This is a genomic window from Mycobacterium gordonae (assembly GCF_001417955.2).
In the GTDB taxonomy this organism is placed as follows: Bacteria; Actinomycetota; Actinomycetes; order Mycobacteriales; family Mycobacteriaceae; genus Mycobacterium; species Mycobacterium gordonae_B.
Window position 1 is genome coordinate 59,673 of sequence record NZ_LKTM01000079.1, and the last position, 12,727, is coordinate 72,399.

The 12,727-nt window shown below is 66.1% G+C and carries 13 protein-coding genes; 8 read left to right on the forward strand and 5 right to left on the reverse strand.

Features of this window, described 5'->3' with window-relative positions; genetic code table 11:
• The first annotated feature begins 40 nt into the window (after positions 1–40).
• From AO501_RS09460 to AO501_RS09470, 3 genes are all read left to right on the forward strand, one after another.
• Positions 41–1,225 carry a thiolase family protein gene (locus AO501_RS09460; RefSeq protein WP_055577465.1) on the forward strand — a complete coding sequence of 395 codons (1,185 nt, stop codon included), beginning with the start codon at positions 41–43 and terminating at the stop codon, positions 1,223–1,225.
• A 7-nt stretch (positions 1,226–1,232) separates the two neighbouring features.
• Entirely contained in the window at positions 1,233–2,681 is a 1,449-nt protein-coding gene (locus AO501_RS09465) for a FadR/GntR family transcriptional regulator (RefSeq protein ID WP_055577466.1), read from the forward strand.
• A 113-nt stretch (positions 2,682–2,794) separates the two neighbouring features.
• Positions 2,795–3,772: a sensor histidine kinase gene (locus AO501_RS09470; RefSeq protein WP_055577467.1), complete on the forward strand. Its 978-nt coding sequence runs from the start codon at positions 2,795–2,797 to the stop codon at positions 3,770–3,772.
• Positions 3,773–3,782: 10 nt separating this feature from the next.
• On the opposite strand, the gene AO501_RS37035 is transcribed toward AO501_RS09470, so the two are convergent.
• Positions 3,783–3,935, reverse strand: coding sequence for a hypothetical protein (locus AO501_RS37035; RefSeq protein WP_156452427.1), 153 nt, complete (start codon positions 3,933–3,935; stop codon positions 3,783–3,785).
• Positions 3,936–4,134: 199 nt separating this feature from the next.
• Complete coding sequence (locus tag AO501_RS39030) at positions 4,135–4,278, reverse strand: hypothetical protein (RefSeq protein WP_156452428.1); 144 nt, start codon at positions 4,276–4,278, stop codon at positions 4,135–4,137.
• A 724-nt stretch (positions 4,279–5,002) separates the two neighbouring features.
• Here AO501_RS39030 and AO501_RS09475 point away from each other — a divergent pair.
• Positions 5,003–5,527, forward strand: coding sequence for a hypothetical protein (locus AO501_RS09475; protein ID WP_055577468.1), 525 nt, complete (start codon positions 5,003–5,005; stop codon positions 5,525–5,527).
• An 11-nt stretch (positions 5,528–5,538) separates the two neighbouring features.
• Here the strand turns inward: AO501_RS09475 and AO501_RS09480 are convergent, their stop codons facing one another.
• A complete protein-coding gene (locus AO501_RS09480; RefSeq protein WP_055577469.1) occupies positions 5,539–7,020 on the reverse strand; it encodes a cytochrome P450 in 1,482 nt (493 codons plus the stop codon).
• A 120-nt stretch (positions 7,021–7,140) separates the two neighbouring features.
• On the opposite strand from AO501_RS09480, the gene AO501_RS09485 reads away from it, so the two are divergent.
• The 3 genes from AO501_RS09485 to AO501_RS09495 all read left to right on the forward strand — a co-directional run bounded on the left by AO501_RS09485 (position 7,141) and on the right by AO501_RS09495 (position 10,082).
• The gene (locus AO501_RS09485) at positions 7,141–7,788 is read left to right on the forward strand and encodes a TetR/AcrR family transcriptional regulator (RefSeq protein WP_055577470.1); all 648 of its coding nucleotides are present in this window, start codon (positions 7,141–7,143) and stop codon (positions 7,786–7,788) included.
• A gap of 28 nt (positions 7,789–7,816) precedes the next feature.
• Entirely contained in the window at positions 7,817–8,695 is an 879-nt protein-coding gene (locus AO501_RS09490; protein WP_055577471.1) for an SDR family oxidoreductase, read from the forward strand.
• A gap of 142 nt (positions 8,696–8,837) precedes the next feature.
• Entirely contained in the window at positions 8,838–10,082 is a 1,245-nt protein-coding gene (locus AO501_RS09495; RefSeq protein ID WP_055577472.1) for a hypothetical protein, read from the forward strand.
• Positions 10,083–10,102: 20 nt separating this feature from the next.
• Here AO501_RS09495 and AO501_RS09500 read toward each other — a convergent pair whose 3' ends face one another.
• Together AO501_RS09500 and AO501_RS09505 are read right to left on the reverse strand one after the other, a co-directional pair.
• On the reverse strand, positions 10,103–11,131 hold the full coding sequence (locus AO501_RS09500) for a DNA polymerase IV (protein WP_055577473.1): 1,029 nt from the start codon (positions 11,129–11,131) through the stop codon (positions 10,103–10,105).
• Positions 11,132–11,139: 8 nt separating this feature from the next.
• Positions 11,140–11,766: a TetR/AcrR family transcriptional regulator gene (locus tag AO501_RS09505; protein WP_055577474.1), complete on the reverse strand. Its 627-nt coding sequence runs from the start codon at positions 11,764–11,766 to the stop codon at positions 11,140–11,142.
• Between the two features lie 59 nt (positions 11,767–11,825).
• On the opposite strand from AO501_RS09505, the gene AO501_RS09510 reads away from it, so the two are divergent.
• On the forward strand, positions 11,826–12,416 hold the full coding sequence (locus AO501_RS09510; protein WP_055577475.1) for an NAD(P)H-dependent oxidoreductase: 591 nt from the start codon (positions 11,826–11,828) through the stop codon (positions 12,414–12,416).
• Positions 12,417–12,727 lie beyond the last annotated feature (311 nt).

Here is a 12,727-nt window from a genome sequence, read left to right on the forward strand (position 1 = left end):
ATTTCGAACTGGTATTTGTTCGGGTCAACGGACGGTGCAGATGGACTACTTCGAAAAAGACGCGATCCTGTCCGGCATCGGTATCTCGCGTATAGGCCGTCGCACCGGCATTCCCGGGCGGGATCTGACCATGGAGGCGGTGCGCGCCGCCATCGACGACGCCGGCCTGCGCGCAGCCGATATCGATGGCATCGCAACACTGGGCGACACTCCGGCGGCCGAGGTCAACGCCGAACTCCGGATCGACGCCGCCGACTGCGGCAGCGGGTTCGGCACCGGCGGTCTGCTGAGCCCGGTGATGTCCGCCTGCCGTGCCGTCGCCGAGCGGCGGGCACGCCATGTCGTGGTCTATCGCACCATCCAGATGTTGGGCGGCACCGTTCTGCAGGACAAGGACGCCCCCGCACCACCGCTGGCGCGCATGTTCGATGCACCCGAGGGCGAGCGTCCTGCCGTCGGTGCCATGGACGACATCAACGATCTGGTCGCCGCGCACGCCTACTCGGCGGCGAACTGGCTTGCCCTGAACTGTCGTCGGCACATGGAACTGTACGGCACCACCAAGGAGCAGCTGGGCTGGATCGCCCTCAACGGCCGCCGCAACGCGGCGCTGAATCCCCTTGCGGTATATCGGGATCCGATGACGATGGCCGACTATCTGGGTGCCCGCCCGGTGTCGACACCGTTCGGCCTGCTGGATTGCGATGTGCCCATCGACGGTTCGATCGCCGTGGTGGTTTCCCATGCCGACTACGCCGCAGACTGCCCGCACCGCGCCGTGAAGGTCGAGGCCATCGGCGGCTCCGACGGTGCCGGCGGGTGGTTTCACCGCCCTGACTACCCGAAGATGGCGATGTCGGACGCGACGGCGCAGATGTGGTCGCGGACGGAATTGACACCCGCGGACCTCGACGTCGCGCAGCTGTACGACGGCTTCACCTACCTCACCCTTTCGTGGCTGGAAGCCCTCGGAGTGTGCGGCGACGGCGAGGCCGGGCCCTTCGTCGAGGGGGGTGCCCGCATCGCCCGAGACGGTGAGCTGCCGCTGAACACCTACGGCGGACAGCTCTCGGCCGGTCGCATGCACGGCTACTGGGCGCTGCACGAGGGCTGCCTGCAACTGCGCGGCGAGGCCGGGGAGCGGCAGGTCGAGTGCCGCCCCGAGGTCGGCGTTGTGTCCGTCGGCGGCGGTCCGGTGGCAGGATGCATGCTGCTCACGTGCTGAGCCGGCAGTGACCGTCGAAGCGGTACAAGTCCGGGCGGACAAGCGGGCCGCGAAGATCGCGCGTCGTATCGAGGAGGACATCGTCCGGCGCGGCTGGGCGGTGGGGGAATCGCTGGGCTCGGAAGCCGCTCTGCAGCAACGCTATGGCGTGAGCCGGTCGGTGCTGCGCGAAGCCGTCCGCCTGGTCGAGCACCACCAAGTCGCCCGGATGCGGCGCGGGCCCAACGGCGGCCTGCTCATCTGCGAGCCCGACGCCGGGCCGGCGACGCGCGCCGTCGTGATCTACCTCGAATATCGCGGCACCACCCTGGGCGATCTGCTCAACGCGCGCCTGGTGCTCGAGCCACTGGCAGCGGCACTGGCCGCCGAACACATCGACGAAGCCGGAATCGCCCGGCTGCGATCGGTGCTGAGCGCCGAAGAACAGTGGCGTCCCGGCCTGCCCGCGCCGCCCGACGAATTCCACATCGCACTGGCCGAGCAATCAAAAAACCCTGTGCTGCAACTGTTCATCGATGTCCTGACGAGGCTGACGAAGCGCTATGCGCGCGCCTCGCGGACCGGGTCGCCGGCCGAAGCGGCCGATGCCGCGCACAAGATGCGCGGTGCGCACGCCGACATCGTCGCCGCCGTCACCGCCGGGGATTCCGCGCGGGCCAAGACACTGAGCGAACGACACGTGGAGCGCGTGACGGCCTGGCTGGCCGAACACCGCGACCCGTCACTTCGCGGAAGGCCAGGCCGCAAGCGGCTCACCTCGGAAGCGCCGCGCGGCAAGCTCGCCGAAGTGCTGGCGGCCAACATCGCCGACGACATCGCCGCCAGCGGCTGGCACGTCGGGTCGGTGTTCGGCACCGAGACGGCGTTGCTGGAGCGCTACCGGGTGAGCCGGGCGGCACTGCGCGAAGCCGTGCGACTACTCGAGTATCACGAGGTCGCGCACATGCGCCGGGGTCCCGGGGGCGGGCTGGTCGTCGCCAGGCCGCGCGCCCAGGCCAGCATCGACACCATCGCGCTCTACCTGCAGTACCGCAAGCCGACCCGGGAAGACCTGCGTTGCGTGCGCGATGCCATCGAGATCGACAACGTGGCAAAGGTGGTCGCCCGTCGCTCCGATCCGGAGGTGGCGGCTTTCCTGAACCCTCATGACTGGGCGAGTGCGCCCGGCAATGCCAGTGACGATGCGCGCACCGCCGCCGTCGAGGAGTTCCGCTTTCACGTCGGCCTGGCGCATCTGGCCGGGAATGCGCTGCTTGATCTTTTTCTGCGAATCATCGTCGAACTTTTCCGCCGGCATTGGTCCACGACCGGGCAGGCCCAGCTGACGCCCGCGGACACGATGGCCGTCGAGAACGCTCACCTGCGCATCCTGGAAGCGATCGACGCCGGTGATGACAGCCTGGCGCGCTACCGCATCCGGCGCCATCTGGACGCCGCCGCGTCGTGGTGGCTGTAGGCGCGACACGCTGAGCGGCAACGCCGCGCATAGCAAAGCCCTGCCCGGGGTACAGGAATACTCAAGTGATGGCGACACAAAGGCGTGCCGGCCGACGTTGGGTGGGAGTCTCTATGACTACGAGCACGGAGATCAGGCCCCTGGGCTCGACGAGGGGATTCGTGCATTCGGCGCTGTTCTTCCAAAGCGAACGGGAATACCTCGATTCTGTGGTGCGGTTCGCCGCCGACGGCTTCGCGCTCGACGAGCCGGTGCTGGCGGCCGTGCCCGGTGACAAGCTCGCGATGCTGGGACCGGCCCTCTATGGAGCCCGCGCCGGATCTGACGCCGAACTTCGGCTGACCGACATAAGCGAAGTGGCGCGCAATCCGGGCCGGTTCGCGGCGATGGAAAGTTCCTTTGCCGACAAACACGCCGATCGGACCGTCCGGATCGTGCGACAGCTCGTCTGGCCCGGGCGCACCGCTGACGAGTGTCTGGCCTGTATGGAGCACGAGTCGCTGATCAACGGCGTGCTGAAGAACCCGAACGTCATGGGGCTGTGCCTGTACGACGCGACCCACCTGCCCGACGATGTGCTGGCGGATGCCCGGCGCACCCACCCGATGCTGTGGCAGGGTGGATCGGCTTGCCCCAGTTCGGATTACGCGCCCGAGGATGTCCTGGCGCGATGCAACCAACCGCTCGATACGAACCCGGGCGCGGTGACGTACACGGTCCGAGGCAGCGCGGACCTGCGTCCGGCGCGGTCATTCGCCGCCGACTATGCCGGCTGGGTCGGTCTGTCCAGAGACGGTCTGGACGACCTGCAAATGATCGCCACCGAACTCGCCACGAACAGCCTGCAGTACGCCGGGGGCTCTTGCCGGCTGGCCTTCTGGCGGCACAACGAGCACCTGGTGTGCGAGGCACGCGACCGCGGGCGGCTGAAAGACCGGTTCATCGGACACCGGCGACCGAGTGCCCGCGGCACCGCCAGCCGCGGGCTCTTCCTGGTCAACGCGATGGCTGACCTGGTGCGCACGCACACGAGCGCCAACGGCACCACCATTCAGGCGTACCTGAGGCTGAACCCCTCGCGGGATTGCTGAACGGCTGGGCCTACCGAGCCATCTGCGGTGCCGGCGACTCCACCGGCACCGTCACCGGCAACGGCGCGGGAGTCGGGGCCTTCATGCAGCCGACGGACAGCAGGGCGTACCCGGCGAATATCGCGGCGCCGATAACGGCTTTCACCTTGGTTCTTGCGCTCATCGTTGAGCCCTCCTCAAGGATGCATCGGCAAATTTACGCCGATGTAAGAGTGTTACCTGTGTCACACTAGCTGGTCGGCCGCCGTCACGGAATACCTAAAACGGACGGCGAGTTGCGTTGCGGCACAACGACCTCGCACCGGACACGGGTCAGCCCGACCCGGGTTTGATCGAGTCCCGACCGAGCGCTGCCGGAGTGTTCAGCCGATTTGACCCGTGCCTCCGCCACCGACTTCCGGGGTCCGCACTTGGTCCATCGTGTGACTGCAACCGACCGCGAACAAGGCGAACGCCGCAAGGATCAGGGCTCCCACCGCCTGGACGGTCCTCCGCTTGGTGCGCATTCATCTCGCCTTTCTCCCCCGTGCCGGGGGCGCGCTGGACGTGACTGGCGCCTGCGATGCTATCGCCGCTCAGCGGTTAAGGAGAGGATTTTCGGCGAATTGTGGAAAATCCTGAATGAATTCAATCGAATGGGGTGATCTGCCATTTTGGCTTTGGGGGTTTAAGCATTCATTCGGTACGTCAGCCCGCTGGGAACCGACCGCAGGTGCAGCGGTTCCCAGCGGGTTCCCCCGACGCTCGTAAGAACGTCTCTACTGAGTTTCAGGCGGGACGGGGTTGCCGATCGTGCCACCGACGGAACCTGCGGTTTGTGCTGTACAACCCGCCGTCGTCAGGGCGAAAGCGGCGGCCAGCACGGCAACCACCACCTTCACGGCCTGAATCCCCCTGCCAGATTTACGTACGTTCATCGGCTACCCCCTTCATTCGCTGATTTCCCCGGTTAGCGATTTGCATCGCTATCTGGATGCTAACTCCGGCAATGTGTATCGCGAGCAGTTTTGCCTTGAATCAGCGAATTTCGAATGAGATTCCGATATCGAGAACTCATAAAATGCAGTTGCGCCGGGCGGCCCCCGCCGTCTAATGTCTGCCCTCGTGCGTCCTTCACCGCGTGCCGTAGTAGCCAGCACCCGCAGCGGGGTCTGATCCAGACCGACCCCCCGCTGTGGGTCGGAAGCTACTACCGTCGGTCGCTCCTTCGAGCCAGAGAAGACCGGCACAATGACGAACCCGAAGACGAATCCCAGCCAGGACACTTACCGATTCCGCGAATCCGCTTCCGCCAACGCGTGGTTCGCTCACCACTTCGGGGTGGCACTGCCGCGCGGGTTGGGCGACCCCGGCGACGCAATGCCGTGGGAGCATTTCGTCTCTGTCTACGGCCATACCGCCGGCCCGGTGCGTTTGGGGCACTGGTCGTGTACCGACGCCGAGCGGCCGGCCACTCGAATGGGTCCGCAGGCGCGCAACTTTCGTGCCGTGATCGCCGTCGGCGACCGCATCGGCACGTCGACAGCGGCGGCCGGTGGAGCAGTCGCGGCGCTTACCGCGATGTTGCACGGCCGCGGAATCCGCGTGGAGACATTGAACTTTCACCAGATGTGCGCGGGAGGCGACACGGCTACTTTCGTGCGCGGTACCGATGGCGTGCGCACCGAATGGGCCATGGGGTGGGCTCAGAACTCCACCGAGTCCGCGTTGCGTGCGGTGGTTGCCTGCGCCAACCGACTGATGGCCGGGTCTTGAGAACGGTCCGTCTACAGCGGACGTAGCACGATGTGCATGCCGTCCATCGGCACCGGCATGCCGCTGTAGTCCCAGCGTGGCTTGTAGTCGGGGCGCGGCAGCTCCAAACGGTAGCGCCGGAGCAGGCGGTGCAGGATCGTCTTGACTTCCAACTGGCCGAACACCATCCCGATGCACTTGTGTGCACCGCCGCCGAACGGAGTGAATCCATAGCGGTGCCGCTTGTGCTCGTTGCGCGGTTCGGTGAACCGCTCTGGATCGAATTTCAACGGATCGGTCCAAATTTCGGGCAGGCGGTGATTCAGACCGGGGAACGCCGTGATGTTGGTGCCCTTGGGGAGGTAGTGGCCGAGCAGTTCGGTGTCGCGCACCGTCCGCCGCATCGCCCATTGGACGGGCGTCACCAACCTGATGGACTCGTTCATCACCAGGTCGAGGGACTCCAGCTTCTCCAGCGACTCGATGTCCAGCGGCCCGTCGCCGAGGCGGTCCGACTCGTCGCGGCAGCGCTGCTGCCACTCAGGGTGCGCCGCCAGGTGGTAGATCATCGTGGTCGCTGTCGACGTGGAAGTGTCGTGCGCGGCCATCATCAGGAAGATCATGTGGTTGATGACGTCTTGGTCGGAGAACCGGTTGCCGTCCTCGTCCTCGGTCTGGCACAACACGGTCAGCAGGTCGTTGCCTTCTTTCCCGCGGCGCTCCTTGACCCGCTCGGCGAAATAGTTCTCCAGCAGCTCCCGCGCCTTGAGACCGCGCCACCAGGTGAACGGGGGAACGCCCTTACGGATCACCGCGTTGCCGGCGCGGGTGGTGGTGGTGAATGCCTTGTTCACCTTGGTGACCAGCTCCCGATCGGTGCCGGGTTCGTGCCCCATGAACACCATCGAGGCGATGTCGAGCGTCATCTCCTTCATCGCCGGATACAGCATGAAGCGCGAATCGTTCGTCACCCAGTCATCGGAGATGACGTGCTGCACCACCTGGTCGATGTGTTCGAGGTAGCCGACCAGGCGGGAGCGGATGAACGCTTCCTGCATGATCCGGCGGTGAAACATGTGTTCTTCGAAGTCGAGCAGCATCAGCCCGCGGTTGAAGAACGGGCCGATCACCGGGACCCAACCCTGTTGGGAGAAGTCCTTGTTGCGGTTGGTGTAGATCGTCTGCGCGGCATCGGGTCCCAGCGCTGTGACGAACGGCAGGAACGGCGAGTCGCCGAAGATCAGCGGGCCCCTGGTCTCATACAGGAACATCAGGTAATCCGGGCCGCCCCGCAACAACTCGATCATGTGGCCGAGGATCGGCAGGCCGGCGTCACCGACTACCGGCTTGAGTCCGCTCCCCGGGGGTGGATCGGCCAGGGTTCTCTCCGCGAATTGGGTGTTGCGCAGTCTGCGCTCCACCAAGCCCATGCCGGGAAAATTGTTGAACGACGGCGTAAACCGGCGCCTCGCTTGGTCGAGGAGATAGTCGGGGGTGCTGATGGTCGTCGTCATTGACGCGCGCTCCTAACCGGTTGTGGTCACCGTCACTAACGCTCAATATTTCGGACGACTTGACGCCTGTCAAGTTTTCTTTTTGGATTGATGTGGTGCAAGGTCAGGATGTGATCACCAGTGAGTAGTCCAGCCGCCGACGAGGGGCAGGGAGCGCCGGCGTCGCGCCGTCGTGGTGACAAACATCGGCAGGCGATCATGCAGGCGGTTCGCGAACTGCTGCAGGAGATGCCGTTCTCAGAGCTCTCGGTCAGCGCTATCAGCCTGCGAGCCGGGGTAGCCCGCTCGGGCTTCTACTTCTACTTCGACTCCAAGTACTCAGTACTCGCGCAGATCCTGGCCGAGGCGGCCGAAGAGCTCGAGGAACTGACGCAGTACTTCGCCCCGCGGCAGCCGGGGGAGTCTCCGGAAGAGTTCGCCAAGCGGATGGTCGGCAGCGCCGCGGCGGTTTACACCGACAACGACCCGGTCGTCAACGCCTGTAATGCCGCCCGTCACAGCGACGTTGAGATCCGAGAGATTCTCGATCGGCAGTTCGACGTGTTGTTTCGCCAGATCGTCAGTGTGGTGGACGCCGAGATGAAGGCCGGGACCGCTCGGCCGATCAGTGATGACCTACCCACCCTCGTTCGTACCTTGGCCGGGACCACCGCGCTCGCGTTGACGGGCGACCCGCTGATGGTGGGGCGGGACAGTGATCTGGAGCGCCGGGTAAAGGTGCTCGAGCAGATGTGGCTCAACGCGTTGTGGGGCGGCCCGGCGCGGTAGGTCCGGTACCGCCGGTATCGTTCCGACCATGGTGCAGAGCGGCTCCACGGAGTATTTCGCGGGAAAGCGGTGTTTCGTGACCGGCGCGGCCAGCGGCATCGGCCGGGCCACGGCGCTGCGGCTGGCCGCACACGGCGCCGAACTGTATCTGACCGATCGCGACGGCGACGGCTTGGCGCAAACCGTGGCGGACGCCCGGGCGCTCGGCGCGCAGGTGCCCGCGCACCGGGTGCTGGACATCTCGAAGTACGACGAAGTGGCCGCGTTCGCCGCCGACATCCATGCCGGGCATTCCAGCATGGACGTGGTGCTGAACATCGCCGGTGTGTCGGCCTGGGGGACGGTCGACCGATTGAGCCACGAGCAGTGGAACAAGATGATTTCGATCAATCTGATGGGCCCGATCCACGTGATCGAATCCTTCGTTCCGCAGATGATCGCCGCGCGCAGGGGCGGGCACGTGGTGAACGTGTCGTCGGCGGCCGGAATCGTCGCGCTGCCATGGCATGCCGCATACAGTGCGAGCAAGTACGGACTGCGCGGGCTGTCCGAGGTGCTGCGTTTCGACCTCGCCCGGCACCGCATCGCGGTGTCGGTGGTGGTGCCTGGCGCCGTGAAGACTCCCTTGGTCAACACCGTCGAAATCGCCGGCGTGGACCGGGAAGACCCGAAAGTGGCCCGCTGGGTGGACCGCTTCAGCGGCCACGCCGTGTCACCGGAACGGGCCGCCGAGAAAATCCTGGCCGGGGTCGCGAAGAAGCGCTACCTGATCTACACCTCGCAGGACATCAGGGCGCTGTATGCGTTCAAGCGGCTGGCCTGGTGGCCGTACAGTGTGGCGATGCGGCAGGTCAACACGATCTTCACGCGGGCGTTGCGCCCGGCGCCCCCGCAATTGAAGCGTTAGGCCGCCATTTCCGGCCGCAGTGCCTGCAGCACAGGCACGTTCGCCGCTTCACGATTTCGGCTCTGCGGCGATTCTGACTTCCCGTCACGTGCCCTGACGATCTACCTTCTCAGTGGGGGCCGACACATCGGCGGAGGTTGGCGTGGACAGCGACGTCGCAAGGATTGTTGCCCGACTCGACGAGCAGGCCGCCGCGATCAGTGATGCCCTCTGTGCCGCTGCTCAGGAAGATGTTCCGGAACTTCCCCGCGACGCCAGGATGAGCGAATTGATGCGCGCCGCAATGCGCGACCAGTTCCACACGATATTCCGCGCTCTGCTTCAGGGCATCGACGTCACCAGGATCGCGGTGCCCGCAACACATACCGAGTACGCCAGAACTCTTGCCCGCCGGGGTATTCCGATCAAATCGATGATGCGGGCTCACCGGCTCGGGCAGCGCCGGTTGGGCGAGGCGGTGTTCGCCGAATTACAGGCCGCCGGGATGGCGCCCGAAACTCAGTCCACCGTGGTGGAAACCCTCGCCAGGACGTTGTCGAAATACGTCGATGTGCTGTCACAGCAGGCCCTTGCGGCCTACCAGGGCGAGCACGAGCGACTGACGGCTCGGCACATCGCAACCGAAACCCAGATTCGAGGCGTGCTCGATGGACCCGAATCCTTTGACGTCGAGGCGGTTTCCACGGCCATCAATTATCCGCTGAGCTGGGAACACCTCGCCCTCATCGTATGGTTCCCGCACGTGGCCGCGGAACACGACCGGTTGGCCAGTGTGTGGGAGTTCGTTCGCGCGTTGGCGGTGGCCGCGGACGCGACGGCACGCCCACTGCTGGTTGGCGCCGGCCGGGCCGCTTGGTGGGTCTGGCTGCCCTATCGCTCGGTGCCGGGTGACGCCATCATGAACATTCGCGAATTCGTTCGGCTACGAACGGATGTGCCCAACGTCGCGATCGGGGCGATGGGTTGCGGCGTCGAAGGATTCCGCCGATCTCATCGTCAGGCGCAGCGCGCGCGCAAGGCCGCGGAGGGCCGCATCGGTCAGCCGAGTGAGGTGGTCGCGGCGACCGATGCCGGCATCGTCTCCGCGGCGCTGCTGGACGTGGACCTCGAAGAGATCCGCGGATGGGTGACCGACGTCCTCGGCCCGTTGGCCTCCGATACCGACGACGACGCCCGGCTGCGTGAGATATTGCGGATCTATCTCCATTTCGGTCGGCCCTTCCGGGTCGCAGAAGAACTGCACGTGCCTCTCGAGGCCGTCAGGGATGACGTGCAGCGAGCCGTCGCGAGACGGGGCCGTCCGATCGAAGACAAGCGCGGCGTCGAACTCGCCCTGCGGGCCGCTCAGCGATATGGCGCCGCCGTCCTGAAGCCGCTTCACGACTGACAGGTCATGCGACCCCGAGGTCAGGACGGCATTTCCAGTTCCAGGCGCACCCCAAGCAGCCGGATCGGGCGGTCGAGTTCGAACAGGTCCAGGATGCGCAGGGCGGCCGCGGCAATGACGTCGGAGTCGATGGTCGGAGCGTTTAGTTTGCGGATCTTGGTGCGGGTGTAGAACGTCGCGGTCCGGACGGTGACCGCCACCCGCGTCACGATTCGCTCTGAGGCGACCACGTCGTCGAGCGCTCGTTGGGCCAATTCGGTTACCGCCGAATCCATTTCGGCACGGTCGGTGAGGTCGCGCGGGAACGTGACGGCGTGGCTGCGCGAGCGCGGCACCCACGGCTGGGAGCTGACCTCGGTGTCGCCGCCGCCCTTGGCGAGCAGCAGCAACCACAGCCCGGTGCGGGGGCCGAACGTCGACGTCAACAACTCTCCATCGGTACGGGCCAGCTGCCCCACCGTGCTGATATCAAGGGCAGCAAGCCTTTTCGCCGTCTTCGGGCCGATGCCCCAGAGCGCGTCGACGGGCCGGTCGGCCATCAGCGCCATCCAGTTGGCATCCGTGAGCTGGAAAACCCCGGCCGGTTTCGCGAAACCGGTGGCGACCTTGGCGCGTTGCTTGTTGTCGCTGATGCCCACCGAGCAGGACAGTCCGGTCTCCGCCGCGACGACGCTGCGGATGGTTTCGGCGACGTTGACGGGGTCACCGGGAGCCGCCACGTACGCCTCGTCCCAGCCCCATACCTCGACGGGATGGCCCAGGTCGCGCAGCAGGCCCATCACCTGCTCGGACGCCTCGTCGTAGGCGGCCGGATCGGAGGCGAGGAAGGTGGCGTCCGGACAACGGCGCGCTGCCGCGCGCAACGGCATGCCGGCATGCACCCCGAATTCGCGCGCCTCGTACGACGCGCAGGTGACGACCTTGCGCGGTTCGGTCGGGTCGCCGCTGCCGCCGACGATGACCGGCAGCCCGACCAGTTCGGGATGGCGGCGCAATTCGACCGAGGCGAGGAACTGGTCGAGGTCGACGTGCAGGACCCAGCGCGTCATGCCCGGGCTCAGCGTCCGCAGAGCTTGCGGGCCAGGCCGGCCCAGCCGTCGGCCAGTGTCTCCGGCGTGTGGCCGCCCTCGGTGATCTGGTGCTCGATATAGCCGATATCGAGCAGCGCCAGCAGCGCGTCGGTCTGGATGTCCAGGTCGCCGCTGGTGTGCGCGGCCTGCAACAGCACCCGCACATGGGTCCGCAGCACCAGGGCGGCGCCGACGTGTCGCATGTGCGGGTCCCGGCTGGCCGCGGACATCAGCTCGCGGTGGGCGTGCGCGAAGGCGATGCGTTCGCGGCCGAATGCGATCAGTCTCTCCAGAGGTGGCGCACCGGGACCCAACGGCGGCGGCCCGAAGAGGAATGCCTGCTGGCTGGCCTTTTCGTCTTCGTCGAGCAGCACCAGCATCAGGCCGGACCGGCTGCCGAACCGGCGGAACAGCGTTCCCTTGCCGACACCCGCGGCGGCGGCGATGTCGTCCATGGTGACCGCGTCGGCGCCGCGTTGGGTGACCAGCTGACGCGCGGCCTCCAGCAGCAGCGCCCGGTTTCGCGCCGCGTCGCTTCGCTCCGGCAGCGGCTCCCCGGCCAGGTCTTCGTGCGCAGCAAGCCGCAATCCGCCCCGGTCCTCAATACCGCTCACTTCTGCACTTTATCGCGGCGGGAATAAAGCGGACTATAGTCCGTTTCAACGATGCAAGGATGGAGACCAACGACCGAAGGGAACGGACAGTGACAGGAATCAAGATCTTGGCCCTGGTGGGCAGCTTGCGAGCGGGGTCGGTCAACCGGCAGATCGCCGAACTGGCGGCCGAGTTGGCCCCCGAAGGGGTTACCGTCGCGGTGTTCGAAGGGCTGGGGGAGGTTCCCTTCTACAACGAGGACATCGACGATGCGATGAACAGCGAACTGGACCAGGCGCCGGCGCAGGTGGTGGCGTTGCGGGCCGCGGCCGCCGAGGCCGACGCCGCGCTGGTGGTCACCCCGGAATACAACGGGTCCATTCCCGCCGTGGTGAAGAACGCGATCGACTGGCTGTCGCGGCCCTTCGGAAACGGCGCGTTGAAGGACAAGCCGCTGGCCGTGATCGGCGGCTCGCTGGGCCAGTACGGCGGGGTATGGGCGCACGACGAAACGCGCAAGTCGTTCGGCATCGCGGGTGCGCGGGTGAGCGACGCGATCAAGCTTTCGGTGCCGTTCCAGACCTTGGGTGGCAGCGCCCCGGCCGACAACGCGGAATTGTCGGGCAATGTGCGCGACGTGGTCGGCAAGCTGGCTGCGGAGGTCGGCTGACCCGTTTGCATCGAGCCGGCCGCGCCCGGCTCAACCCTCTCGTCAAAGCCGCCGGCGGTCTCGCCGGCGGCTTTGCTGGTAGCTGCCGGCCAGGTCGTGCGCGACGGAGTTGTCGGTGGCCGCTGATATACCTCTGTCCATGGGCGCCTGCATGTCGGATCGGATACACCAACGCGGCGATTTTGTGATCTGCGACACGCCGGGGCGACACGCCAGACGTGCCCTGCTACCTGGGAATTTCAGGAATGTTATTCAGAACATCTTGTATCTCTTCATGTTGTCACCCCCTAGGTGTAGTGTTTCGAGGACCA

Excerpts from the sequence above, each read along its gene's own strand:
- AO501_RS09500 (WP_055577473.1), bottom strand. The coding sequence starts at position 11,131 with ATGACGCGCTGGGTCCTGCACGTCGACCTCGACCAGTTCCTCGCCTCG.
- AO501_RS39030 (WP_156452428.1), bottom strand. The coding sequence starts at position 4,278 with ATGCGCACCAAGCGGAGGACCGTCCAGGCGGTGGGAGCCCTGATCCTT.
- AO501_RS09490 (WP_055577471.1), top strand. The coding sequence starts at position 7,817 with ATGGTGCAGAGCGGCTCCACGGAGTATTTCGCGGGAAAGCGGTGTTTC.
- AO501_RS09460 (WP_055577465.1), top strand. The coding sequence starts at position 41 with ATGGACTACTTCGAAAAAGACGCGATCCTGTCCGGCATCGGTATCTCG.
- AO501_RS37035 (WP_156452427.1), bottom strand. The coding sequence starts at position 3,935 with ATGAGCGCAAGAACCAAGGTGAAAGCCGTTATCGGCGCCGCGATATTC.
- AO501_RS09480 (WP_055577469.1), bottom strand. The coding sequence starts at position 7,020 with ATGACGACGACCATCAGCACCCCCGACTATCTCCTCGACCAAGCGAGG.
- AO501_RS09470 (WP_055577467.1), top strand. The coding sequence starts at position 2,795 with ATGACTACGAGCACGGAGATCAGGCCCCTGGGCTCGACGAGGGGATTC.
- AO501_RS09475 (WP_055577468.1), top strand. The coding sequence starts at position 5,003 with ATGACGAACCCGAAGACGAATCCCAGCCAGGACACTTACCGATTCCGC.
- AO501_RS09510 (WP_055577475.1), top strand. The coding sequence starts at position 11,826 with ATGGAGACCAACGACCGAAGGGAACGGACAGTGACAGGAATCAAGATC.